The sequence below is a fragment of the Streptomyces sp. NBC_00433 genome, assembly GCA_036015235.1.
Classification (GTDB): Bacteria; Actinomycetota; Actinomycetes; order Streptomycetales; family Streptomycetaceae; genus Actinacidiphila.
In genome coordinates this window covers 3572939-3597641 of the sequence record CP107926.1, presented here as the reverse complement: position 1 = coordinate 3597641, position 24703 = coordinate 3572939, and the positions used below count along the sequence as shown (strand labels likewise).

Genomic DNA, 24703 nt, shown 5'->3' with positions numbered 1-24703 from the left:
GGGCGCACAAGGCGTCCAGGGCCCACGGAGCCCGCGAGGAGACGTATGACAGGCGCGAACCGCCCCGTGAGGAGCCGCACATGACGCTCATCGGCCTCGGACTCGCGCTGGCGCTCGCCGTCTGCGCGGTCGGTGTCGTCCACGCGGTCGGGCTGCTGCGCGCCGACGTCAAGCTCCCCGACGACCTCGCTCTCGCCCTGGAGGTCGGCCGCACCCGGACCACCCGTACCGGCAACGCCATCGACCGGCTCGGCATCCGCTGGGCGCCGACGGTGCTGCGGATGATGGGACCGGCCCGTATCGCGAAGATGCGGGACAGGATCGACCACGCCGGGCACCCGTACGGCCTGACCGTCGAGCGCTACGCCGCCCGCCGCGCGGTCTACGGGGCACTCGGCGGCTTCGCCGCCCTGCTGCTGCTCACCCGCGGCAGCTGGTTCCTGGCACTGCTGCTGCTCGCCTACGGCTGGGGCTGGGCGGACCTGGGCATCTGGCTCGCCGTCCGCCGCCGCCGTGACGACATCGAACGCACCCTGCCGGACTTCCTGGACGTCCTCGCGGTCGTCGTCAGCGCCGGTCTCGGCTTCCGCCAGGCCCTGGAGCGCGTCAACTCGGTCTACACCGGCCCCTGGTCGGACGAGATCCGGGTGGCCCTGCGGCAGATGGACGTCGGCGTCAGCCGCCGTGACGCCTTCGACCAGCTCCGCAAGCGCAACCGCAGCGACCAGGTCGGCCAGTTCGTCACCGCTCTCCAGCAGGGCGAGGAGCTGGGCGCCCCGATCGCCCGTACCCTCCTGCAGATCGCCACCGACATGCGGCGTACCGAGGCGCAGAACGCCCGCCGCCGCGCCGCCCGGATGGTTCCCCGCGCCACCGGCGTCATCACCGTCCTGCTGGTCCCCGCCACCATGATCCTGCTGATCACCGGCACGATCATCGGTTCGCAGATCCACTTCGGCGATATCTTCGGAAACGGGTGATCGGGGTGCGACACAGGGTGATCAACCGGCATGCTGTAACCGCCACTTGCCCGTGCGGTGATTGGCGCACAACCGGCTGCGAACGCCAGAGGTTCGGGTGTACCTTTGCATTCGCAACCATATTTGCACCTGCAATCAGTTCCAATCCGCTGCGGACGACAACCGACGACCACCAGCGAGAGGCGGTGCGCCGTGACCACCACCCCCGACCCCGACGGGCAGCACGCGACCACCGCCGTACGTACCACCAGCCAGGTGACAAAGGATGGGGCGAACAACGATGAACAGGTGGGCAGTCCAGCGCTACACCGCCGCCGAGGTCTGGCTACGGGTCCAGGCGCGTCGTGCGGCCGCACAGGTGAGGTCCCATGCGGACCGCGGGCAGACGTCGTTCGAGTACCTGGGGATCGCGGTCGTGATCGCGCTGATCATCGGGGTGCTGGCGACGACGGGCATCGGCGACGCCGTCGGGCAGGCCATTCTCGACGCGATCGGACGGATCGCCGGTGGCGGGGGCGGCGGTGGCGGGGGCGGGGGCGGCGGTGGTGGTGGGGGCGGCGGTGGCAACTAGCGGCGGCTCGGGCGGCTGACGACGCGGGGCAGACGATCGCCATCTACGTCGTGGCGATGAGCGCGCTGTTCTTCCTCGCCTTCGCCTTCTTCGCCGTCGGCCAGGCGTCCGTGTCCCACAACTCCGCCCAGTCCGCGGCGGACGCCGCCGCGCTGGCGGCTGCCCGGGAGAGCCGGGACGAGGCGCACGACACGCTGCTCGCCGCCCTCAAGGCCGGCGACGTCGGCAAACTCGGCAACCTCGCCCAGTTGCTGCTGGGCGTGGACTCGGGCATGCCCTGCGTCAAGGCCAGGGAATTCGCCAACGACAACGGCGCCCAGGCCGAAGGCTGCACGCGCAATGCCGGCCCGGGGAGCTACACCGTGGACGTCAAGTCGCTGAAGGGCATCGGCAAAACCGTGGTCCGTGGCGCGGACGACATCCGGGCCAGGGCCCACGCGACGGCCGAGGTCACCTCGCGGTGCGACAGCCGTCCGGAGAACAGCGGCGGGATCCTCACCTTCGTCTGCGACGGCGACCGGATCACCTTCGATCCGGCGGCGGGCGACTTCACACTGGATCTTTCCGTCTTCTACGCAGTCCACTTGACCAGCTGACGGTCGTTCGGCCGAGGAACGAGGTACGGGGAACGATGGGCATCCGGTACAGGGGGACGACGACGCTGGCGGTCGCGGCCGTCGCCGCCCTCACGCTTTCCGCGTGCGGCGGCGGGGGTGGCGGCGGGGACAAGAAGGCCGACGGGCAGACCTCGTCGTCGGCGCCCACGGTCCACGACGGCGGCCCCTCCGCGGGCGACGACGCGTCGCCGAGCGACACGCCGACCCAGATCCTGGCGCAGATCAAGGGGGAGCACGACATCTCGGTCGTCATCAACTCGGCGGTGCGGGACGCGGACGGCTTCGTGACCGTCCAGGGCTCGCTGACCAACAACGGCGACTCGGTCTTCAACGCCGTCACCTGGCGCGGCCCCGAGACGGCGCTGGTCCCGTCCGGGCCGTCGGTCGCCGGCGCCGTGCTGGTCGACGAAGCGGGGAAGAAGCGCTATTACGTCCTGCGCGACACCGACGGCAAGTGCCTCTGCACGATGGGCCTGACTCTGATCCAGCCCAAGGAGACACGCCCGATCTTCGCCCAGTTCCCCTCCCCGCCCCCGGCCACCACCCAGGTGGAGTTCGAGCTCCCCACCATGCCCCCCGCCAAGATCACCATCTCCGACTCCGAGGGGTGACCGCGATGAAACCCGCGGCGGCCGCAGCAAGTTTCACGCTCACCGTCGTCCTGATCGCCGCAGGCGCGGCCCTCGCGCCGCAGGCGGTGGCGGACGGGAACCCGCCGCCCAGCGCCGGGAATCCGTCGCCCAGCGCCCCGGTCCGCATCGACCCGACCTCGCCGGACCTCCAGCTGCCCGAGGGGTCGACGCTGGCGCCGCCCAAGGTGCTGGACATCGTGTCGGTGACGGACCAGTCCTCGGTGGCGGCGAGCCAGCCCGAGCAGCGGCAGGAGACGTCGAATTCGACGGTCACCTACGCGCTCCAGTCCGAGGTGGTCTTCACCAAGGACAGCGCGACGCTGTCGCCGTCCGCGGCGTCCCGGATCCGGGCGATCGCCCAGGACATCAACGCGCGGCACGTCACCTCACCCATTCGTGTCTTCGGGTTCACGGACGACCTGGGGAGCAGCGAGCACGGGGCGGCCCTGTCGAAGCAGCGCGCGCAGGCGGTCTACCAAATTCTGGCAACGGAGCTGAGTAGCGCCGGTGACGCTTCCCACACATTCCAGGTACGAGGCTATGGCGAGGATTACCCGATAGCGGACAATTCCACCGAAAGCGGCCGCCAGCAGAACCGCCGGGTGGAAATCACTTTCACGCCTCCTGCCGCGTAACGTGCGGGATGCGCGCCCAGACGCGGTACGGTGTAACTCCCCCCCTCGGGCCGGTTCGCTCTCCCCCCCTGCGAACCGGCCCGTTTTTTTGTGCCCGCGTACGGACCGGTGCGGACGCGGTACGGGCCGGGCGCGCGGCCCGGGTCAGGCCGCCGGGAAGAACGCCGCCCGCAGCGGGCGGTAGGCCAGGCCCAGCGAGCGGTAGAGCCGCAGCGCCGGGGTGTTGCCGTCGTCCACGATGAGCGCGGCGGTGCCGTACGCGGCCAGCGCCTCGGCCAGGACGAAGGCGCACACCTGGCGGCCCAGGCCGCGGCCGCGGGCGGCGGGGGCGGTGGCGACACCGCCGAGCATGCCCACCCCGGGGGCGCACCAGGCGAGTGCGGCGACCGCGAGCGGGGCGCCCGACCCGTCCGGCGGCAGGACGCCGGCCCAGCGGTCGTCGGAGCCGGGGCGGCCCGGGTAGGCGTAGGAGTCGGGGAAGGCCCGGTCGAGCAGCGAGGTGACGGCGGGCGCGGCGGCGGGCGGCAGCCAGTCCGCGGTGCCGTCGGGCGGGACGGCGGCGGAACCCGTACGGTCCATCCAGCCGAAACCGGACGTGGGGCGCAGCTCGGGCAGGGCCATCACCACGGCGTCGACGAGGCCGCGGTCGCCGAAGAGGCGGTAGTGGCGGCCGACCTCCGCCAGGACGTCACGTACCAGCGGTATCGCGTCCCCGGCCGGGCCGGTCACCACGAGCCGGTCGTGCACGGACAGGGCGGGCGATGCCACGGCGACGGCCGCGCCGCGGGTGAAGACCCGCGCGGCGGAGCGGTCCCTGGCGGCCCACCGGCACAGGATGTCGTCGGTCGGCAGTGCGGTGTGCGGTGCTGTCTCGTCGGAAGTGGCGCGGGAGAACATCCGCTATGCCTATCAGCAGCCCGGGGGCGGGCGCACCATAAATAGCCCGCATGTCGAACAAAACGGGCGTATGCCGCGAGGCGCTGCCGCTCAGTCCACGTCCAGCCGTACGCCGCGGCGCACGCCCCACCGGGCCAGCGCGCCCGCCTCCGCCTCCAGCACATGCCGGGCCAGCAGCCGCGGCCGGCCGACCCGCCCCGGCGGCATCGTACGGACCGCGATCACCCGCAGCCGCCGGTCCAGATAGGCCACGTCGATCGCGAACCGCATCCGCACGGTGTGCACGCTCGACGCCGGCGTCAGCAGCAGTGCGCCCGCCAACCCGTCCTGCCCGAGCAGCCCGCGCGTCCTCGCGCGGTACGACGCCGCGACCCGCAGCGGCACTTCGGCCAGCGGAGTGCGCAGCACGCGGTCCCCGTCCCGCCAACGTCGGCCCATGGCCGCTCCCTTCGCGCAGGTGTCCGTGTACGGTCGGCCGGTGCATGTCTATCCGATCGTGGCCGCCGCCGTGTGGGGAACGGTGAGCGGGCTTCTTCTCCCGCGCGCCGCCTACCGGTTGGCGGTCCCGCCCGGCGAACCCCGGGCCACGGCCTGCCCGTCCGGCCACCCCCTGCCCCCGGGCCCGCGCGGCTGGCTCGGTCCCGAACTCTGCGCCCGCTGCGGCGCCTCCGGGTGGCGCCACCGCCGCGGACTGCTCCCCGCGATCGGCTGCGCGCTGCTCTGCGCCGCCCTCGCCGCGGCCACCGGGCCGCACCCCGAACTCGTCGTCTGGCTGCTGCTGGTGCCCGTCGCGCTGACCCTCGCCCGGGTCGACCTGCGCGTCTTCCGGCTCCCCGACGTCCTCACGCTCCCCGCCTTCGCGCTCACCGCGACCCTCCTCGGCGTGGCCGCCCTCCTCCCGGCCCACCAGGGCTCCTGGACCCGCGCCCTCCTCGCCGCCGCGGCCGTCGGCGCGCTCTACCTCCTGCTCTTCCTCATCAACCCGGCGGGCATGGGCTTCGGCGACGTCAAACTCGCCCCGACCGCCGCGCTGCCGCTGGGCTGGTACGGGTGGGGTGCCGTGGTCACCGGTACGTTCGCCTCTTTCGCGCTGGGGGCGGTGGTCGGCCTGGCACTCCTCCTCACCGGCCGCGCCACCCGCAAGTCCCCCATCCCCTTCGGCCCCTTCCTCCTGACCGGCTCAGCCATCGCGCTGCTGCTGAGCTGAGCCTTGCCCCTTGCGGTGCGTTGCTTGCCCACGGCCCGGTGGGGGCTTGTCTCGCAGTTCCCCGAGCCCCTGGGGCGCTGCCCCTTGCGGTGCGTTGCTTGGCTGCGCCCCGGTGGGGAACTGCGCGACCAGCCACGACGCGGCCGCAGACAAGCAACGCCACAGCCATGGGCGCGGCAGCGCAGAAGAAGACCACCTGCCCCGGGCCGGCCGGGGAAGCCGGCCCGGGGCACCCGTCCGGGGGAACGGGGGCACTCGGAGTGCCCAGAGCGCCCGGATCACCCGGAAGGGCTACGCCTCGCTGCTGACCGACCAGAGGTTCACGCCGGGCGGCTCGACCGACTGGCGGTCGATCTCGGCGAGCTCCTCCGCGGTCAGCGGCGCCGCGCCGACGGCGGCGACGTTGGCCTCCAGTTGCGCCACCGACGACGCGCCGATCAGCGCCGAGGTGACCCGGGGGTCGCGCAGCACCCAGGAGAGGGCGAGCTGGGCGAGGGACTGCCCGCGGTCGGCGGCCAGCGAGTTGAGCGCCCGCAGGCGGGTGATGGTCTCCTCGTTGACCAGCGCCGGGTTCAGGGACTTGCCCTGGGCGGCCCGCGAGTCCTCGGGGATGCCGCCGAGGTAGCGGTCGGTCAGCAGGCCCTGGGCCAGGGGCACGAAGCCGATGCAGCCCATGCCCTCCTCCTCCAGGACGTCGAGCAGGCCCTCGTCCTCGATCCACCGGTTGATCATCGAGTACGACGGCTGGTGGATGAGCGCGGGCACGCCCAGCTCCCGCAGGATGCGGGCCGCTTCCCGGGTGCGCTCGGGGCCGTAGGAGGAGATGCCGACGTAGAGCGCCTTGCCCTGCTGGACGGCGGACGCGAGGGCGCCCATCGTCTCTTCGAGCGGGGTGTCCGGGTCGTAGCGGTGGGAGTAGAAGATGTCGACGTAGTCCAGGCCCATCCGGCCCAGCGACTGGTCGAGCGAGGACAGCAAGTACTTGCGCGAGCCCCATTCGCCGTAGGGGCCCGGCCACATGTCGTAGCCGGCCTTCGTGGAGATGACCAGCTCGTCGCGGTAGGGGCGGAAGTCCTGCGCGAAGAGGGTGCCGAAGTTGGCCTCGGCGGCGCCGTAGGGCGGGCCGTAGTTGTTGGCCAGGTCGAAGTGCGTCACGCCGAGGTCGAAGGCGCGGCGCAGGATGGCGCGCTGCGAGTCCAGCGTGCGGTCGTCGCCGAAGTTGTGCCACAGGCCGAGGGAGACGGCGGGCAGCTTGAGTCCGCTGCGGCCGGTCCTGCGGTACTCCATGGTGCCGTAGCGCTCTTCGGAGGCGCGGTAGAGGTTTCTGATGTTCACGGTTCTTCCCTATCACGGGAGGTTGAACCGGTTACTACGCGGCGGGCGATCCGCCGGCGTGCCGCGCCGGGCGGCCGGCCGCCGCGCGACCCGGTTCGTCCGCACGGCCTTTCGGGCAGTACCCTGGCGCGGGCGACCGAGCGCAGGAGGGGCTGGTACGCGATGAATCTGCGCGAGCTGGTGTACGGGCTGTACTCCCGCAGAGTGGAACGCCGCCTCGACGTGACCCAGGGCCCCAAGCACATCGGTGTGATCCTGGACGGCAACCGGCGCTGGGCGAAGGCCGCGAGCAGCACGGCGGAGCAGGGGCACCAGGCCGGCGCGGACAAGATCTCCGAGCTGCTCGGCTGGTGCGAGGAGACCGGTGTCGAGGTGGTCACCCTGTGGCTGCTGTCCACCGACAACTTCGACCGGCCCTCCCGCGAGCTGGTGCCGCTGCTCGGCATCATCGAGGAAGCGGTGACCGGGCTCGCCGCCACCGGCCGCTGGCGGGTGCACCACGTGGGCACGATGGACCTGCTGCCCGACCGGACGCAGGGTGTGCTCAAGGAGGCGGAACAGGCCACCCACAACGTCACCGGCCTGCTGGTGAACGTGGCGGTCGGCTACGGCGGCCGGCAGGAGATCGCCGACGCGGTCCGCTCGCTGCTCTACGAGCACGCCGGGCGCGGCACCTCCATCGAGGACCTGGCCGAGATCCTGGACGTCGAGCACATCTCGGAGCACCTCTACACCCGCGGCCAGCCGGACCCCGACCTGGTGATCCGCACCTCCGGGGAGCAGCGCCTGTCCGGCTTCATGCTCTGGCAGAGCGCGCACTCGGAGTATTACTTCTGCGAGGTCTTCTGGCCCGCCTTCCGCAAGGTGGATTTCCTGCGGGCGCTGCGGGACTACGCGGCCAGGCATCGCCGCTACGGAGCGTAGCCAGGCGCTGACCTGGACAAAATGGGCTGTTGACGGCACGGGCTGCGGAGTTACCGTGGCCTTTGTCGCGGCGTGTCGGCCACCCAACCGGGGGCGAGCGCTCAGTGACCGGATCATGACCGTCGGATGACTGTCATATGCATCCGCATGGGTACCGGATTTCCCGGGCATACCACTGGCAGACCGGCATCCGGCACACGGTTGCCGGACCGCAGCCTCACCTCTCCCCGAGGGGGTTCGTCCACACGTGGTGACCAGCAAGAATCGCCGTGTTCACGACCGGCGCACGTACGTACTCGACACCAGCGTGCTGCTCGCAGACCCCAACGCCTTCACCCGATTCGACGAGCACGAGGTCGTGCTGCCGGTCGTCGTGGTGACGGAGTTGGAGGCCAAGCGCCACCATCCGGAGCTCGGCTACTTCGCCCGCCAGGCGTTGCGGCTGCTCGACGAGTTCCGGATCAGGTACGGAAGGCTCGACGCGCCGATCCCGCTCGGCGACTTCGGCGGCACGCTCAGGGTCGAGCTGAACCACTCGGACCCCGGGGTGCTCCCCGCGGGCTTCCGGCTCGGTGACAACGACTCGCGCATCCTGGCCGTCGCCCGCAATCTGCAGGCCGAGGGGTACGACGTGACCGTCGTGTCCAAGGACCTGCCGCTGCGGGTGAAGGCCTCCTCGGTCGGCCTGCTGGCCGAGGAGTACCGGGCCGAGCTGGCGATCACCTCGGGCTGGACCGGGATGGAGGAGCTGGTCGTCGGCGCGGAGGAGGTCGACGCGCTGTTCGCGCAGGAGACCGTCGCGCTCGCCGAGGCCGCCGACCTGCCGGTGCACACCGGCCTGGTGCTGCAGTCGGAGCGCGGCAAGGCGCTGGGCAGGGTCACCGCGGACGGCCGGGTGCGGCTGGTGCGCGGCGACCGGGAGGCCTTCGGCATCCACGGCCGCAGCGCCGAGCAGCGCATCGCGCTGGACCTGCTGCTCGACCCGGACGTCGGCATCGTGTCGATGGGCGGCCGAGCCGGCACGGGCAAGTCGGCGCTGGCGCTGTGTGCGGGCCTGGAGGCGGTCCTGGAGCGCCGCCAGCACCGCAAGGTGATGGTCTTCCGGCCGCTGTACGCGGTGGGCGGGCAGGAGCTGGGCTATCTGCCGGGCAGCGAGGCGGAGAAGATGAGCCCGTGGGCTCAGGCCGTCTTCGACACGCTGTCCGCGGTCACCTCGAAGGAGGTCATCGAGGAGGTGGTGGCCCGCGGCATGCTGGAAGTGCTGCCGCTGACCCACATCAGGGGCCGCTCGCTGCACGACGCCTTCGTGATCGTCGACGAGGCGCAGTCGCTGGAGCGCAATGTGCTGCTGACGGTGCTGTCCCGGATCGGAGCCGGCTCCCGCGTGGTGCTCACCCACGACGTGGCGCAGCGCGACAACCTCCGGGTGGGGCGTTACGACGGGGTGGTCGCGGTGGTGGAGAAGCTCAAGGGCCACCCGCTGTTCGCCCATGTGACGCTCACCCGTTCCGAACGCTCCCCGATCGCCGCGCTCGTGACGGAGATGCTGGAGGACGGCGGGGCCTGATCGTTTTGTACGATGCCCCGATTTGCCCATCGATGACGTGAGTTGAGGCTGCTGCGCCCGGCGTGAAGGGCGCAGCAGCCTAGCGTTTTCCGGGCACTCTTGCCGAGGAACGACCCGCATCGCGCGATGTGACCTTTGCCACTCAACCGGAAATTGCCGCGCGGCGTCCGCGTACGGCAGGGTGTGAGGCTGTCAGGCCCCGCTCGTGGCACCTCCGGACCCCTCGGGGAACGGGACGCACCACCACACAAGTCAACATCGACCGCCACGAGCCGCCCGAGCAGTACGCGAATCCGGAACGGACTTCGCACCGGGCCAGTACCCCTGTGACCGACCGGCCCGTACGGCGGACCGGAGAGGGGGGCAGTGCCAGGGGCACGATTTCGTCCGTGCGGTCACCAATCGGGCGATGCCGGAAGGAAACCGTGTGAGCCGGATCTCGGTCCGGGGATTCGCGGTGGCGTCAGCCACTGCGGTCACCACTGTGGGCGCCGTCGTAGGCGTCGCGTCAGGCGCAGACCAGGGCACAGCGAACCAGCCCGTGGAAGCCGCCGGGACGACGACGCTCCTCGCGGACATTCCCGCTGGGCAGCAGGTTCAGCAGGCGTCGTTGACCGACCAGGTCATCGCGCAGTCCGACGCGGCCGACGCGACAGCGCGGCAGGCCGCGGAACAGGACGCCCGCAGGCAGGCAGCGCAGGACGCGGCGGCCAAGAAGAAGGCGGCGGACGAGGCGGCGGCCAAGGAGCGCGCGAAGACGCTGGCGGCGAGCAGCGGCGACTCGAACGCGACCTTCCCGCTCAAGCCCTCCTACACGGTCGCCGAGGTCAAGGCGATGGCCAAGGAGATCGTGGGCAGCGGCCAGTTCGCCTGCTTCTCCAACATCGTGACCAAGGAGAGCGGTTGGAACTACTACGCGACCAACCAGTCCTCCGGCGCGTACGGCCTGGTCCAGGCACTGCCCGGCTCCAAGATGTCGACCGCGGGCTCCGACTGGCGGACCAACCCGGCCACGCAGATAAAGTGGGGCCTCAACTACATGAACAGCCGCTACGGCAGTCCCTGTGACGCCTGGGCGTACTGGCAGGTGCACCACTCCTACTAGGCCGGCGGCGAACCGGTCGACGTAGCGGCGCAGACGTCGTGAGAACCCCCGAGGCCCAGGGCCTCGGGGGTTTTCCGCTGCCGTTCCCCCATCCGGGTGCGGGTGTGCTCGCCGGGGCAACCCGGACGCCGGGTAACGTCGTCCTGCACAGCAGTGCCAAAAGATGGTCAAAGGGCGGGGGAGAGCGATGCCGGACACGCGCCACTGGAGCAGCGCGCTCGCAGCGGGGCTGGCCAGTCTCGCCGGCCGGCTGGAGGAGCGGCAGTCCGCGATCACCGCGCGGGAAGAGGCACGCCACCCGACCGTGGTCGGCCGCGAGCCGGCGGCCGACCCGGACCGGGCCGCCGCACCCGAGCCGGGCGACCCCGCCCCGGGCGGCACCGCGCCGACCGCGGCGCCCCCGCCCGTCGCCGCGGTTCCGGCGCAGCGGGCCGCGCCCCAGCTGGACCCGGTCACGGTGGTGCCCTGGAGCATGCGGGTCGCCGCCGAGGTCGGCTGGCGGCTGCTGATCCTGGCCGGCACGGTCTGGGTGCTGATGCGGGTCATCGGCGCGGTGCGCCTGGTGGTGCTGGCCTTCGTCGCGGGCCTGTTGATAACGGCGCTGCTCCAGCCGTTCGTCGCCCGGCTCAAGAGGCTCGGCGTGCCGCGCGGGCTCGCCACCGCGATGGTCTTCGTCGGCGGCTTCGTCGTCATGGGACTTGTCGGCTGGTTCGTCGTCTGGCAGGTGATGGACAATATCGACAATCTGTCCAGCAGCCTCCAGGACGGTATCGCCGAGGGCAAGAAGTGGCTGCTGAACAGCCCCTTCCACGTCACCGACGACCAGATCAACCAGGTCGCGAAGAATCTCAGCGACGCCATCGGGTCCAACACCAAGGCGCTCACCGACGCCGGACTCGAAGGCGTCACCGTCATCGTCGAGCTGCTCACCGGCATGCTGCTGGCGATGTTCAGCACGCTGTTCCTGCTCTACGACGGCCCGAACATCTGGAACTGGGTGCTGCGGCTCTTCCCCGAGGCCGCCAGGGAGGGCCTCGCCGGCGCCGGCCCCAGGGCCTGGCGGACCCTGACCCTGTATGTGCGGGGGACGGTCATCGTCGCCCTGATCGACGCCATATGCATCGGCGTCGGCATCTTCTTCCTCGGGGTGCCGATGGCGGTGCCGCTGGCCGTCGTCATCTTCCTGTCGTCCTTCGTCCCGCTGGTCGGCGCGGTCGCCTCCGGCTTCATCGCGGTCGTGGTGGCCCTGGTGACGGAGGGTCCGCTCACCGCCGTCATGGTTCTGGGCGTGGTCCTGGCCGTCCAGCAGATCGAGGGCCATGTCCTGCAGCCCTTCATCCTCGGCCGGGCGGTCCGCGTCCACCCGCTGGGCGTGGTCCTGTCCGTCGCGGCCGGCTCGCTCGTCGCGGGGATCGGCGGAGCGGTGGTCGCCGTCCCGCTCGTCGCGGTCGGCAACACGGTGGTCGGCTATCTGAGGGCTTTCTCCCGCGAGAAGTCCATGGCGCTCGCGGCGCCCCACGTCCCTGACCCGGCACCCGCCCCGGAGCCGACCCCGGCCCAACCGGCTTCCCCCGCGGCCCCGGACCCGGCCCCGGCCCCGGACCCGGCCCCGGCGGCCTCCGACTCGGAGCCTGCCGCAGACCCCGCGTAGGCCGCGCCCCATCGGGCGCGGCCTGGCGGGGAGCTACTCCGTGTGGAGGCCGTCCGGGCGCATGAGGCGCCACAAGGGCGGCAGGCTCAGCAGGGTCACCCCGAGGATCACGGCGGAGCCGATCGCCGTCATCATCGCCATTCCGCCCCAGTCCATCTCGAAGGGGCGGCTCACCATGGCCAGCAGGGCGGCGCCCAGGCCGACACCGCCGACGCAGGCCAGGACGAGGCCGAGGACGACCGGGATCGCGGTCTGCCACAGCACCGACCAGGCCAGCGCAGTGCGCTTGGTGCCGAAGGCGACCAGCACCGCGAGCAGCTTCTTGCGGTCCCGCAGCTGCTCCAGCATCGACACCAGCAGGCTGGCCCCGATCAGCACCATCGTGAGCGTCGCACCGGCGAACAGGCCCCGGCGCAGCTGCGTGTAGCTCGTGTTGGTGAACGTGTCGCTGATGGACCGCGCGTAGGTGTCGACCCCGAAGGTGGCAGCGGTGTTGCGCACGTACTCGACGGCCTCCGGCTGCCGGTCGTCCAGGCTGACCATGATCTCCGAGCGCGCGTCGAACAGCCGGCCGCTGTCGATGGCCTCGGGGGTGGTGAGGATCCCCCACTCCTGGCTGCCGCTCGGGTCGACCCGGCTGCCCACGGTCCGCGTGTCGGCCGGGATCGTCCACAGCCTGGGGGTGCCGCTGTAGTGGTCGCCGTAGCTGACGTTGAGGTCGATCTTCCGGCCCGGCTTGAGGTACGGCAGCGACGCCTCGCTGCCCATGTCGGCCGGCGGCGGCACCAGGAACGTACTGCCCGGCTTGCAGTCGGCGCCGATCGCGGCCAGCTGCCGCAGGCTGGCGCAGTCCCCGACGTTCACCGGCAGATACGCGCTGTCGGAGACGCCGCTGCCGCTGGCGGCCGCGTCGGGCTGGGTGGCCTGGGACTGGAGGTAGCCGATGACGTCGCGTACGCCCTTGGTCCCGGCGAGCTGCCGCATCTCGCGCGCGGTCTGGTCGCTGGAGGCGGTCGAGGACGCGATCAGCATCTGCGCGCGGGCGGTGTCGGCGCCGCTGTCCCGCACGAAGTCGCCGCTGACCGCGCTGAAGAGCATCTGCAAGGCGATGGCCCCGGCGACGGCGACCGTCACGCCGCTGACCATGCGGGCCGAGGCGTTGCTGTTCAGCTGGAGCCGCCGGGTGGCGAGCTGCCAGGCGATCGGGCCGCCGTGCAGCCGTCCCACCACCGTCTCGACGACCCACGGCAGCACCGCGGTCACTCCGATGAGCAGCAGGATCGTACCGGTCGCGATCTGGAAGGGGTTGGTCTGCGCATTGCCCCGGACGCTGCCGAACAGCGGGGCGAGCAGGGCGAGTCCGGCGGCCGGGACCAGCAGCCGCCACCACAGCTTCCGCGGCTGCCCCACGCCGTGGCGGAAGACGCCGAGCGGTTCGATGACCGTACGGCGCAGGCTGAGCATCGTCACCGCGACGGCCGCGACGGGCACCGCGACGACGATCAGGACGGCCAGCGCGGCGTTCGGCGTCAGGTCGGAGGGGAAGGCGGAGATGTCCCTGATGGTGATGTGGGACGCGAACTGGCGGGCGATCAGGAAGAAGGCCGCGCCGAGCAGCAGCCCGAACAGCGCGCCGAAGAGCGCTTCGCCCGCCGCGACCCGCCGGGTCGTCCTGATGTCCGCGCCGACCAGCCGCAGCGCGGCGAGCCGCCGGTCCCTGCGCTCGCCGCCGAGGCGTACGGCGGTGGCGATGAAGACCGCGACCGGCAGCAGCAGCACCACCAGGACCATCACCAGCAGCAGGTTGAAGACCGCCCCGAGGACGTCGGAATTGCTGTGAGCGCCGAAGCGCGACTCCCGTTCTGCGTTGCCGCCGGCCCGCGCCGCGTCGTAGGGGACGAGCTGGTCGCTGCCCGCGTAGTAGTACAGGTCGGCGGGTCCCGCCAGGCCGGCCTTGCCGATGGTGCCGGTGATCTTGTACGGGATGCGCTCGCGCAGCAGCGGCGAGGACGCCAGCAGCTTCTTCAGCGCGGGCGAGACGATCATCTGCCCGGTCGGCGGCATGGCCGCGACACCCGGCGGCGGTTCGGCCGCGGGTCCGTCCGGGTGCAGCAGGACGCCGGTGATGTCCTTGCCGTGGTAGGTGGTCCCGGTCTCGGCGAGCAGGAAGGTGTGGTCGCTGGGCTTCACCGTCTCGCCCATCGAGACGGTGTCGCGGGCCACCCGGCGCTGGTCCCTGGCGTCCATCATCGCCGGCACCGCTGACGCGAGCAGCAGCAGCGCCACACCGAGCGCGACGCCGACCGCGGTCAGCGCGGTACGGGTCCAGCCCTCGCGCCCGCCGCCCGCGGCGAAGCGGGCGCCCAGCGTCAGGTCGCGCAGCCAGGTGCGCGCGTCGACGGACGGCCGGCCGCCGGTGTGGCCGCCGGGTCCGGCGTCCCGGGTGCCGTCGAAGCCGGCGAAGGGCTCGTGCGGGGCCGTCATGCCGCCCGCTCCATGTCGCGCGACTTCCCGTCCCGGACGACGATCTCCCGGTCCGAATACGCGGCCACCCGCGGCTCGTGGGTGACCAGCACGACGGCGGCGCCGGTGTCGTGCGCGGCCTCGGTCAGCAGCCGCATCACCCGCTCGCCGTTCAGCGAGTCCAGCGCGCCGGTCGGCTCGTCGGCGAAGACCACCCGCGGCCCGCCGACCAGGGCGCGGGCCACCGCGACCCGCTGGCCCTGGCCGCCGGACACCTCGCCGGGCCGCTTGCCCGCCAGGTCGGCGACCTCAAGGCGCTCCAGCCATGTCGCGGCCAGCGCCTCGGCGTCCTTGCGCCTGCGGCCGCCGAGCCGCATCGGCATCGCCACGTTCTCCAGGCAGGTCAGCTCGGGCACCAGTTGGCCGAACTGGAAGACGAAGCCGAAGTCCGAGCGCCGCAGGGCGCTGCGCTCGCCGTCGGACATCTCCGACATCGACCGGCCGCGGTAGCGGACGTCGCCGGAGTCGGGGGTGACGATGCCGGCCAGGCAGTGCAGCAGGGTGGACTTGCCGGACCCGGACGGTCCCATGACGGCGACCACCTCACCGGCGCGGACGGTCAGTTCCGCGCCGTCCAGCGCGGGGGTCGAACCGTACGTCTTGCGCAGGTCGGTCGCGACGAGCAGCGGCTCGGGGGCGGTGGTCACCTGGTCACCTCCACGGCGAGCTGGTCGAGCCGGGCGGCGGTCAGTTCCAGCCACCGCAGGTCCGCTTCGAGATGGAAGAGGGCGTGGTCGCAGATCAGCTGGTCGGCGAGGTCGCCGCCGGACTTGCGCCGGGTCAGCTCGCGCATCAGCCGCAGGTGTTCGGCGCGCTGGGTGTCCAGCAGGTCGGCTGCGGGGCGCCCGGTCAGCAGCGCGAGGACGACCTTGGTGTAGAGGGTCGTCTGCAGGTACGGCTCGGGCTTCTCGGGCTGCGCGAGCCAGCTCTCCACGTCGGTCACACCGGCGTCGGTGATGGCGTACCGCTTGCGCTCGGGACCGCCGCCCGGCTCTATCCCGTCGACCTCGACCAGGCCGTTCTTCAGCAGCCTGGCCATTGTCGAGTAGACCTGGCCGTAGGCGAGCGGCCGGTCGTGTCCGAAGCGTTCGTCGAAGGCGCGCTTGAGGTCGTAACCGTGGCGCGGTCCGGACTCCAGGAGTCCGAGCAAGGTGTGGCCGATTGACATGCGGAGCACAGTACACCATGGGTATACATCGCGTGTATACCCGTCCGGAGTAACGCCTGAACTGCGATGTTCCAGCAGGTCAGACGGTGGAGGGTGGGTCTTCCGCGGGGTCTTCCACCGGGTCTTCCGCCGGGGGGTCCGCTCTCGGCGGGCGGCCGCGGCGCGGGATCGGCCGGGCCGCCGGCGGCAGCCGGCCCGCGTCGGCCAGCGCCCGCCGCAGCAGGAACTCGATCTGCGCGTTGGTGCTGCGCAGCTCCCCGGCCGCCCAGGTCGCGAGGGCGTCGTGGACGGCGGGGTCGAGCCGCAGCAGCACCTGCTTGCGGGACGCGCGGGTCGCGCGCGCGGTGCGGTCCGCCGAGTCGGCGCCGGCGTCCGCCGGCTCGCCGGGCTCCGTCACGTCGGGCGCTCCGTCACTGGTAGAGGGTTCCCGTGTTGAGCACCGGCTGGGCGGCCCGGTCGCCGCAGAGCACCACCAGCAGATTGCTCACCATGCTCGCCTTGCGCTCCTCGTCGAGTTCGACGATGCCCTGCTCGGCGATCCTGGACAGCGCCGACTCGACCATGCCGACCGCGCCGTCCACGATGGTCTGCCGCGCCGCCACGATAGCGCCCGCCTGCTGCCGCTGGAGCATCGCCGAGGCGATCTCCGGCGCGTAGGCGAGGTGGGTGAAACGGGACTCGATGATCTTCACACCGGCCGAGTCGACCCGCGCGGCGATCTCCGCCGACAGCCGCTCGGTGATGTCCTCCGAATTGCCGCGCAGCGACAGGGACTCGCCGTCGTGGGCGTCGTAGGGGTAGTTGGTCGCGATGTGCCGCACGGCGGTGTCGGTCTGGATGCCGACGAACTTGATGAAGTTGTCCACCTCGAAGACCGCCTGCGCGGTGTCCGCGACCTGCCAGACCACGACCGCCGCCAGCTCGATCGGGTTGCCGTAGGCGTCGTTGACCTTCAGCACGGCGGTCTCGTGGTTGCGCAGCCGGGTGGAGATCTTGCGGCGGCTGGTCAGCGGGTTCACCCAGCGCAGGCCGTCCTGCCTGATGGTCCCCTGGTAGCGCCCGAAGAGCTGGCACACCCGCGCCTGCCCCGGCGCGACCTGGGTGAGCCCGAAGAGCGTCAGCAGCGCCACGACGACGACCGCGATGCCCAGCCCGATGAGGACCGCCGCCGGCCCGCCGGGGTGGTCCTTGGCGCGGAGCCCGCCCGTGATGATCAGCGCGGCGCCGCTCAGCACGACGAGCAGCGCGATCAGCAGGAAGGGGAGCCCCGGCATGCCGACCGCCCGCCGCTCCTGCACCCGGGGCGCGGGCATCTCGGGTATCGCGGCGTCGAGGACGCTCTTGGGCGGTTGTTGCGGTGCGGTCGGCTCTGGCATGGCGGATCCCCCTGCTTCGTGGTCGGTCGATCTATCATAGTGATAGCACATTTCTGGACCGTGAGGCAGTAGGACTCCACGCGGCCGGACACGATGCAGCCCCGGGGCACGGGGCTGTCAGCACGTGCCTCGGGGCTGCGGTCCCTGCGGGGCGGGGGGTCAGCTCACGTCCCACGGTCGCACCGTGTTCGCCTTCCCGCGCGGCGGGCGACGCCCCCCAAGTCCGGGTCACACCCCGCCGCCTTGCCCGCACGGCAGGCGGTACGCCTCAGGGGCTCGGCCCTGCCGCAGAGGCCACCCACCAGAGGCGCGGGGCTGCGTCTGATCTGCGGCTGGCGCCGCGTGGGCGCGCTCAGCCCACCACCGGCCGGTGGTCCCGAGTGAAGCGGGATGGGGGTACCCCCAGGCGAAGCTCTGGGGGAGGACCGGACTGCCCCTTTCGGACGGTGGCGACGTGCAGCGTGTCGACGGCTGGTCGCGCAGTTCCCCGCGCCCCTGTGACGCGCCGCCTTGCGAAGAGCCCCCGCCCGGCGGGGGTGAAGTCAGAGGGGGAGCTCGAACCAGACGACCTTGCCCGCGCCCAAGCGAGTGGCTCCCCACCGCTGGGCCATCCGGTTGACGAGGTAGAGGCCGCGCCCACCCTCCTCCTCGGGCGCCGCGTGGCGCATCCGGGGGAGCAGCGGGGCGTCGTCGCCGACCTCGCAGCGGAGCACGTCCGTACGGAGCAGCCGGAGCGTGATGGGCCGCTCGGCATAGCGCACCGCGTTGGTGACGATCTCGCTGACCAGCAGCTCGGCCGCCTCCAGTTGGTCTTCCAGGTCCCAGCGGCGCAGCGCCTGGCGGACCAGGCGGCGGGCGCGGCCAGGGGTCTGGGACTGGGGCTCCAGGAACCAGTAGGCGACATCGCTCGGCGCGATGCCGTCGAAGCGGGCGGCGAGCAGTGCGATGTCGTCGTCGCGGTCGCCGGGGCCGAGGATTTCCAGCACCTCGTCGCAGAGCGGCTCCAGCGGCGGCGGCGAGACCACCGACGCCGCGTCGTGCAGCCGCTCCCGCAGCAGTTCGATGCCGCCCCAGACGTCGCGGCTGCGCGATTCGACCAGGCCGTCGGTGTAGAGCAGCAGTGTCGCCCCGGCGGGCGCCGGCAGTTCGACGGCCTCGAAGGGCACACCGCCGACTCCGATGGGGGCGCCCGGCGGCACCCTGAGGACCTCGGCGAGGCCGTCCGCGTGCAGCAGCACCGGCGGCGGGTGGCCCGCGTTGGCCACCACCAGGCGGTGCGCGATCGGGTCGTAGACGGCGTAGACGCAGGTCGCCATGCGGTCCTGGCCGAGCCGCTGGGCCTGCTCGTCGAGGTGGTAGAGCACCTCCTGCGGCGCCAGGTCCAGGCCGGCCAGCGTCTGGACGGTGGTGCGCAGCTGGCCCATGATCGCCGCCGAGGTCATCGAGTGGCCCATGACGTCGCCGACGACCAGCGCCACCCGGCTGCCGGGCAGCGGGATCGCGTCGTACCAGTCGCCGCCGACCCGCGCGGACTCCGCGGCCGGCAGGTAGCGGCTGGCCAGCTGGACTCCGGTGGGCTGCGGGAGCGAGTCGGGCAGCATCTCGCGCTGGAGCGCGTCCGCGATGTAGGCCTCGCGGCCGTAGAGGACGGCCTTGTCCACGCCCAGCGCGGTGTGCGTGGCGAGCTGGGCGGCGACCAGCAGGTCGTCGGACTCGAAGGGCGCGCGGCCGGCCCGCCGCAGCAGGACCGCCGCGCCGATCACCCGGCGGCGGCCGCGCAGCGGGGCGAGCAGCGCCCGCCGCCCGGTGGGCAGGCCGATCGGGTCGTCGCCGCGGCCGAGCAGCTCCGCCAGCGCGTCGGCGGCCCTGATCGAGTCGGCGAAGACCGGGCGGACCCCGCGCAGCACCTCGGCCAGCGGGCCGTCGAGCAGGACGCCGATGGAGTCGCCCGTCCCTCCGTACGACGGCTCCATCGTCGGCAGCAGCTCGGGCAGCAGCGGGGTGGCGCCGACCGGCGCGTCGTCGTCCGCCTCCGACGGGCCTTCGAGGCCGCCGTCGGAGCGGCGCAGCCGCAGCCGCAGCGGTCCTGACGGGCGCTCGTCGCCCACCGGCAGCGGTTCGCGCAGGTAGACCAGGATCGCGTCGGCGAAGGCCGGCACCGCGGAGCGGCACAGCCCGAGCAGGATCTCGTCGAGGTCCACCCCGCGGGCGATCCGCCGGGTGGCCGCGCCGACGTAGCGGAGCCGGTCGGCCTCCGGGCCTGTCTGCGCCGGCATCGGGATACGCATCCCCGCCGACTCCTCGTCCGCCGGGTGCCCGGCCGCCTCGATGGGGGTGCCGCGGGCAGGGGTGCTGACGAAGGACGTCAGCGTCTCCTCGCCGGGGCGCTGGTCGCGGCGCGGCAGTGCCGCGCCCTGGTTCTGTGCCACGGGGCCCTCGTCCGGCCCGGGACGGTCGTGGTCGCGGCGCCCCGCGGCCTCCGGCATGTCCGGCAGCACTGCGGGGCGTGCGGGGGCGCCGAGCGGGCCGGACGGCGGCTCGGACAGCTCGCTCTTCGGCATCTCCGGCAGGCTGTAGCCACCACGCGGGTCCGGCGCAGGCGCGGCGGGGTGCCTGGGTGGTCGGGGCGGGTCCGTGGTCACGCGAGTCTTTCCATCCGTGTGTGCGCCACGCGCTGGCCGCGGCGGGCTCGGGCCTGTTCGGTGTCTGCGTCCTGCGTGCGTTCCTACCTGCGTTCGTGCCTGGGGTCGTCGGTGCGCCGATGTGTACGTCCCGGATGCGTGCCGCCGCTCACCCGCGCCGGCAACGGAGGAAGACCTGTAGCTCCGGTGGCACGTCCGTGCTGGCGGGCGCGTACGCGTACGCATCCTCCTGGATCACCTCGAAGCCCGCATCCGTGACGACCTGTCGTAGTTCGTCCCGTAGATAACCCGATACCCGGATCGTGTGACCCAGGAACGGAATCGGCACATCGTCCACATCCGCCTCGACCATCGACAGCGCGAGCAGCCCGCCCGGCTCCAGCAGGTCGTATACGGCCCGCAGGGTGGCCGGGATCTCCGCGCGGCGCAGCATCAGCAGCGAGAAGAAGGCCGCGGCCCCGGCGAAGCCGCCCGGGGCCAGCGGCTCGCCCGCCGGCAGGTCCGCGATGTCGGCCTGCAGGAACTCGGCCTTCGGCACGTTCGCCCTGGCCCGGCCGACCATCCCGGCGGACAGGTCCACCCCGACCACCCGCAGGCCCGCGTCGGACAGCTGCCCGGCGGTCGGCAGCCCGGTGCCGCAGCCGAGGTCGAGCACCCGGGACCCCGGCGGCACCGCGGCGGCGAGCCATTCGGCGGCCGCGAGCTGGCCCTCCTTGTGCGGGAAGGCCTCGTCGTACCGGTCGCCGATGGCGTCGAAGGCCTCGGCCTGCTCCGCCCGGCCCCACGGCCGGTCGTCGGTGCCGGCCGAAGTGCCCCCCGCCGTCCCATCGCGCTCGTCGCCGCCGGTTCCCACTGCTCAGGGCCTCCCTGACTGCTCATGTCTCGTGATGGTGGATACGGAAATGGTGCGGGCCGTGCGGGGCCATGCGTACGCCGTGGCGTCCCGCGCCCGGCGCCCACCGGGCCCGCCGGTGACGCGGCGTCAAACTCTAGGGCGTGGACCGGCGTTTGTGCGATGCTCCGCCGGACCGATCCTACGGTTGAGGGTCAGGGGCGCAACAAGGGGTTCATGCGGATCGTCTCGCGGGCCGGACCTCGAAACGACCGGCCGCCGGATCATCCGACCTCTGCTCGCCACCGTCATGTGCCAGCGGCCCGGAGCCGTCCGCCGGGCGGTCCCAGTCGGCCGGCAGCGCCGGCACCGGCCAGCGCGGGTCGGGCCGCCAGTCCTGCCAGTGGTCGCTGAAGGGCGGGCCCCAGGCCCTGATCACCCCGATCGCCCGCAGCCCCGCCTGCCGCACCCGGGCCGCGAGCGCCGCCGACATCAGGCCGTCGGCCTGCGCCTGGGCGAACTCGTCCTCGTCCAGCCAGCGCCAGCTGCGGTCCTGGTGGACCGAGATGTCGAGGAAGTGGTCCTCCGAGTCCACCCCGCCCGACCAGCGGCGCAGCGGCTCCTCCAGGTTGACGTACCAGCTGCGGAACCTCCACTCCTGGTCCCAGAACAGCCACACCGACCACGGCTCACCCGGACGGGCGAGCTTCAGAACCCCGGCACCCCACCATTTCTCCACCCGGGTCGTACGCGGCTTGACGTACCGGGTCGCCAGCGGTTCCCGGTGCACCGGCGTGCCGTCCGCGATCACCGGCCGCACCACCGGCGTGTTGGGCGCCATCCAGACCGCGAGCACCTCCGGGTCGTCCCGCACCACCGTCACCGGCCGGGCGATGTGCACCGCGTCCGTACCGTTGCCGCGATAGCGCCACAGCACCTGTTCGCCGGGCGTCCAGAAGCGCCCCTGCGCTTCTCCTGCCGGGGTCGCGGTCCCCGTTTCGGTATGGGCTGTCATGAACAGAGCTTACGGATCACGCGTTACGGGCGGGTCATACGCAACACGTCGAGTGCGTCATCCAGCTGCTTTTCGGACAGCAGCCCGCGCTCCACATAACCGCCCTCGATCACCGCCTGCCGGATCGTCCTGTGCTCCGCCACCGCCCGCTTCGCCACCTTCGCGGCCTCCTCGTAGCCGATGTACCTGTTCAGCGGGGTGACGACGGACGGCGAGGACTCGGCGTACTCGCGGGCCCGCTCCACGTTCGCGGTGATCCCGTCGACCGTGCGGTCGGCGAGCAGCCGACTGACATTGGCCAGCAGCCGCACCGACTCCAGCACATTGCGGGCGATCACCGGCAGCATCACGTTCAGCTCGAAATTGCCCGCCGCGCCCGCCACCGTGACCGTCGTGTCGTTCCCGATCACCTGCGCCGCCACCATCAGCGCCGCCTCCGGCACCACCGGGTTGACCTTGCCCGGCATGATCGACGAGCCCGGCTGGAGATCGGGCAGCGCGATCTCGCCGAGACCGGTGCGCGGGCCCGACGCCATCCACCGCAGATCGTTGGCGATCTTCGTCAGCCCGACCGCGACGGTCCGCAGTTGGCCGGAGGTCTCCACCACCCCGTCCCGCGCGCCCTGCGCCTCGAAGTGGTCCCGCGCCTCGGTCAGCGGCAGCCCCGTCGCCCGCGCCACCTCGGCGATCACCGCCGCGGAGAAGCCGGGCGGCGTGTTGATGCCGGTGCCGACCGCCGTACCGCCGAGCGGCAGCTCCGCCAGCCGCGGCAGCGACGCCTCCAGCCGCTCGATCCCGTAGCGCATCTGGGCGGCGTAGCCGCCGAACTCCTGGCCCAGCGTCACCGGCGTGGCGTCCATCAGATGGGTGCGCCCGGCCTTCACCACCGTCGCGAACTCGGCCGCCTTGCGCTCCAGCGCCTCCGCCAGACGGGTGAGCGCCGGGATCAGGTCGCCGGTGACGGCCGCGGTCGCCGCGATGTGCAGGGAGGAGGGGAAGACGTCGTTGGACGACTGGCTGGCGTTGACGTCGTCGTTGGGGTGGACGGGGCGGCCGAGCCGCTCGGCCGCCAGCGTCGCGATGACCTCGTTCGCGTTCATGTTCGAGGACGTGCCCGAGCCGGTCTGGAAGACGTCCACCGGGAAGTGGTCGTCCCAGCGCCCTGCCGCGACCTCCTCGGCCGCCTCCGCGATCGCGGCGGCGACCTCCTTGTCCAGCACCCCGAGATCCCCGTTGACCCGGGCGGCCGCGGCCTTGATCCGGGCCAGCGCCTCGATGTGCGCCCGCTCCAGCGGCCGCCCCGAGATCGGGAAGTTCTGCACCGCCCGCTGCGTCTGCGCCCGCCACTTCGCCCCGGCCGGCACCCGCACCTCGCCCATCGAGTCGTGCTCGATGCGGAAGCCGCCGTCCCTGCTCGCGTCGCTGTCACTCATACCTGTAACAGTGCCCGGGAACACCCCGTGTGTTCCCGGGCACCGCCGAAAAGGGGCCGGTCGGCCGCAGGCGTGGGAAACGGTGGATCAGCTGTGGACGCCGAATTCGTACAGCGGGTAGCCGTGGCCGGTGCCGCGCCGGGTGCCCTGGACCCGGACGTACCGGCCGGTGCCGCTCACGTCGAGGTCGTCGACGTCGCCGTTGCCGTCGGTCACCGCCCGCACCGTCGTCCGGTTCTGCCCGTCATCGGAGGTCTGGATGTCGTACGCCTTCGCATATGCCGCCGTGATCTTCCTTGGGGGAACATTGCGGGAGAGCGCTCTCCCGGTGGGTCGGAAAGAGCCCGCCCGGGAGGGTGTCCGGGCGGACGGGTGCACTGTGCCGGGTCGGGCCGACGCGGCCGGCTCGGCTCGGCTCCGTATGGGAGAGCGTTCTCCCGAGCACGGAATGTTCCGCTCCTGCTACGCGCATGTCAACGATTCACGAACGGCCGGGGCAGGGGCAAACTCCGCACGCCGCCCGCCGCAGGCCCCGCCGGCCTGCGACGTCGGGTGCGGATCGGGGATTGTGTGAAGGAAGTGGCGGGAGTGCCCGCGTCAGTCGATCGCGCCGCCCGCGCCGTCGGAGCGCCAGCGCACCCCGGGGGTGAGCTCCTCCGGGTCCTCGTACCAGCCCTCCTGGTGCCGCGGTCGCGGGATCTCGGCGCCCCGCCGCAGGATGCGCACATCCCGCACGTGCCGGCCGAGCAGCGCGCCGCCGAAGACCACGAAGCCCACCCCGACCAGCCAGGTCACCACCGTCAGCACGGTGCCGACCGGGCCGTACGCGTCACCGTTGCTGACCATCAGCCGGGCGAAGAACAGGTGCGAGAAGACCCGCAGCCCGGCCAGCCCCAGCATGGTCAGCACCGCCCCCGGCAGCGCGGTGCGCACCCGCACGGCGCCATAGAGCAGGAAGTTCTGCCCCCAGGCGAAGAAGAGCACGCCCAGGCCGAAGGTGAGGGTGATCCTGGCGATCGAGCGGACCGGGCCGCTGCCCATGGCCGCGGCGCTCTGCGACTCGCTGAACAGATACGCCGTCATCACCGCGAGCCACACCGCCCGCCGGTAGTCGCGGTGCCAGGGCCCCGACGGCAGGTCCCAGATCTTCCGGTAGCCGGTCTCGACGCTCGCCACGAAGGTCAGCCCGAAGTAGGCCAGCGAGGCCAGGCTCCAGGCGCTGGTGGCGCTCAGCACGTTCCTGGGCGCGGCGAAGAGCGTACGCACCCGGTAGGAGCCGTCCGCGTCGAGCCCCATGCCGTCCACGACCCACTGCGCGAACCCGGGCCTGTGCTCCCACGGCGTGGCGGCCGCGACCACCACGAGCAGCGGCATGAGGGTCACGAAACCCAGCGCCGCGAACCCCATCGAACGGTGCATCAGCTCGATGTGCGTGGCCTGCTTCCACAACCGCCCGGCCGCAGACCGCTTCCAGGCGCTCATCAGCCCGGCCATGGCACCACCTTCCCCCAGCGTCACCGCTGTGGATACCGGCCAACCTCCCCCCGGCGCAACTCGCCGCCCCCCGCCCACCCGTTACGCCCCTATTCGGGC

At 72.3% G+C, this 24703-nt stretch carries 23 protein-coding genes and 1 pseudogene; 10 read left to right on the top strand and 14 right to left on the bottom strand.

The features are described 5' to 3' along the window. Nucleotides 1-80: 80 nt before the first annotated feature. From OG900_14850 to OG900_14830, 5 genes are all read left to right on the top strand, one after another. Nucleotides 81-980: a type II secretion system F family protein gene (locus OG900_14850; protein WUH91256.1), complete on the top strand. Its 900-nt coding sequence runs from the start codon at nucleotides 81-83 to the stop codon at nucleotides 978-980. A gap of 280 nt (nucleotides 981-1260) precedes the next feature. Further along, entirely contained in the window at nucleotides 1261-1551 is a 291-nt protein-coding gene (locus tag OG900_14845; GenBank protein ID WUH96091.1) for a hypothetical protein, read from the top strand. Nucleotides 1552-1586: 35 nt separating this feature from the next. Beyond that, the gene (locus tag OG900_14840; GenBank protein WUH95763.1) at nucleotides 1587-2147 is read left to right on the top strand and encodes a pilus assembly protein TadG-related protein; all 561 of its coding nucleotides are present in this window, start codon (nucleotides 1587-1589) and stop codon (nucleotides 2145-2147) included. A 35-nt stretch (nucleotides 2148-2182) separates the two neighbouring features. Beyond that, nucleotides 2183-2779, top strand: a complete 597-nt coding sequence (locus tag OG900_14835) for a hypothetical protein (protein ID WUH91255.1) — start codon at nucleotides 2183-2185, stop codon at nucleotides 2777-2779. 5 nt (nucleotides 2780-2784) lie between these two features. Then, complete coding sequence (locus OG900_14830) at nucleotides 2785-3435, top strand: OmpA family protein (protein ID WUH91254.1); 651 nt, start codon at nucleotides 2785-2787, stop codon at nucleotides 3433-3435. 144 nt (nucleotides 3436-3579) lie between these two features. Here OG900_14830 and OG900_14825 read toward each other — a convergent pair whose 3' ends face one another. Then, on the bottom strand, nucleotides 3580-4332 hold the full coding sequence (locus tag OG900_14825; protein ID WUH91253.1) for a GNAT family N-acetyltransferase: 753 nt from the start codon (nucleotides 4330-4332) through the stop codon (nucleotides 3580-3582). A gap of 90 nt (nucleotides 4333-4422) precedes the next feature. Next, nucleotides 4423-4770 (bottom strand): DUF192 domain-containing protein, encoded by a 348-nt coding sequence (locus OG900_14820; protein ID WUH91252.1) that lies wholly within the window; start codon nucleotides 4768-4770, stop codon nucleotides 4423-4425. Between OG900_14820 and OG900_14815 the strand changes: the two genes are divergently transcribed. Further along, nucleotides 4769-5539, top strand: a complete 771-nt coding sequence (locus OG900_14815; protein WUH91251.1) for an A24 family peptidase — start codon at nucleotides 4769-4771, stop codon at nucleotides 5537-5539. The two genes, OG900_14820 and OG900_14815, sit on opposite strands and share 2 nt — an antisense overlap. A 291-nt stretch (nucleotides 5540-5830) precedes the next feature. On the opposite strand, the gene mgrA is transcribed toward OG900_14815, so the two are convergent. Next, nucleotides 5831-6874 (bottom strand): L-glyceraldehyde 3-phosphate reductase, encoded by a 1044-nt coding sequence (gene mgrA, locus OG900_14810; protein ID WUH91250.1) that lies wholly within the window; start codon nucleotides 6872-6874, stop codon nucleotides 5831-5833. 162 nt (nucleotides 6875-7036) lie between these two features. Here mgrA and OG900_14805 point away from each other — a divergent pair, with 162 nt between their 5' ends. The 4 genes from OG900_14805 to OG900_14790 all read left to right on the top strand — a co-directional run bounded on the left by OG900_14805 (nucleotide 7037) and on the right by OG900_14790 (nucleotide 12121). Continuing rightward, nucleotides 7037-7798 (top strand): isoprenyl transferase, encoded by a 762-nt coding sequence (locus OG900_14805; protein ID WUH91249.1) that lies wholly within the window; start codon nucleotides 7037-7039, stop codon nucleotides 7796-7798. Nucleotides 7799-8045: 247 nt separating this feature from the next. Continuing rightward, complete coding sequence (locus tag OG900_14800) at nucleotides 8046-9365, top strand: PhoH family protein (GenBank protein ID WUH91248.1); 1320 nt, start codon at nucleotides 8046-8048, stop codon at nucleotides 9363-9365. A gap of 409 nt (nucleotides 9366-9774) precedes the next feature. Continuing rightward, on the top strand, nucleotides 9775-10470 hold the full coding sequence (locus OG900_14795) for a lytic transglycosylase domain-containing protein (GenBank protein ID WUH91247.1): 696 nt from the start codon (nucleotides 9775-9777) through the stop codon (nucleotides 10468-10470). Between the two features lie 187 nt (nucleotides 10471-10657). Beyond that, a complete protein-coding gene (locus OG900_14790; protein ID WUH91246.1) occupies nucleotides 10658-12121 on the top strand; it encodes an AI-2E family transporter in 1464 nt (487 codons plus the stop codon). Nucleotides 12122-12154: 33 nt separating this feature from the next. On the opposite strand, the gene OG900_14785 is transcribed toward OG900_14790, so the two are convergent. The 11 genes and pseudogenes from OG900_14785 to OG900_14735 form a co-directional block, all read right to left on the bottom strand. Further along, entirely contained in the window at nucleotides 12155-14605 is a 2451-nt protein-coding gene (locus OG900_14785; protein WUH91245.1) for an ABC transporter permease, read from the bottom strand. Beyond that, complete coding sequence (locus tag OG900_14780) at nucleotides 14602-15291, bottom strand: ABC transporter ATP-binding protein (protein ID WUH91244.1); 690 nt, start codon at nucleotides 15289-15291, stop codon at nucleotides 14602-14604. The genes OG900_14785 and OG900_14780 overlap by 4 nt, the downstream gene beginning before the upstream one ends. After that, the gene (locus tag OG900_14775; protein WUH91243.1) at nucleotides 15288-15812 is read right to left on the bottom strand and encodes a PadR family transcriptional regulator; all 525 of its coding nucleotides are present in this window, start codon (nucleotides 15810-15812) and stop codon (nucleotides 15288-15290) included. Before OG900_14775 ends, OG900_14780 begins: the two co-directional genes overlap by 4 nt. A gap of 79 nt (nucleotides 15813-15891) precedes the next feature. Then, nucleotides 15892-16125 carry a hypothetical protein gene (locus OG900_14770; protein ID WUH95762.1) on the bottom strand — a complete coding sequence of 78 codons (234 nt, stop codon included), beginning with the start codon at nucleotides 16123-16125 and terminating at the stop codon, nucleotides 15892-15894. A 97-nt stretch (nucleotides 16126-16222) separates the two neighbouring features. Continuing rightward, nucleotides 16223-17188, bottom strand: coding sequence for an SPFH domain-containing protein (locus tag OG900_14765; protein ID WUH91242.1), 966 nt, complete (start codon nucleotides 17186-17188; stop codon nucleotides 16223-16225). A 542-nt stretch (nucleotides 17189-17730) separates the two neighbouring features. Further along, the gene (locus tag OG900_14760) at nucleotides 17731-19749 is read right to left on the bottom strand and encodes a SpoIIE family protein phosphatase (GenBank protein ID WUH91241.1); all 2019 of its coding nucleotides are present in this window, start codon (nucleotides 19747-19749) and stop codon (nucleotides 17731-17733) included. Nucleotides 19750-19978: 229 nt separating this feature from the next. Beyond that, the gene (locus OG900_14755) at nucleotides 19979-20578 is read right to left on the bottom strand and encodes a class I SAM-dependent methyltransferase (protein WUH95761.1); all 600 of its coding nucleotides are present in this window, start codon (nucleotides 20576-20578) and stop codon (nucleotides 19979-19981) included. A 319-nt stretch (nucleotides 20579-20897) separates the two neighbouring features. Continuing rightward, nucleotides 20898-21677: a DUF402 domain-containing protein gene (locus OG900_14750; protein WUH91240.1), complete on the bottom strand. Its 780-nt coding sequence runs from the start codon at nucleotides 21675-21677 to the stop codon at nucleotides 20898-20900. A 23-nt stretch (nucleotides 21678-21700) separates the two neighbouring features. Further along, nucleotides 21701-23110 (bottom strand): class II fumarate hydratase, encoded by a 1410-nt coding sequence (locus OG900_14745; GenBank protein ID WUH91239.1) that lies wholly within the window; start codon nucleotides 23108-23110, stop codon nucleotides 21701-21703. Between the two features lie 87 nt (nucleotides 23111-23197). Further along, nucleotides 23198-23395 (bottom strand): annotated as a pseudogene (locus OG900_14740) (discoidin domain-containing protein). 312 nt (nucleotides 23396-23707) lie between these two features. Then, a complete protein-coding gene (locus OG900_14735) occupies nucleotides 23708-24604 on the bottom strand; it encodes a YihY/virulence factor BrkB family protein (protein ID WUH91238.1) in 897 nt (298 codons plus the stop codon). Nucleotides 24605-24703: the final 99 nt, after the last annotated feature.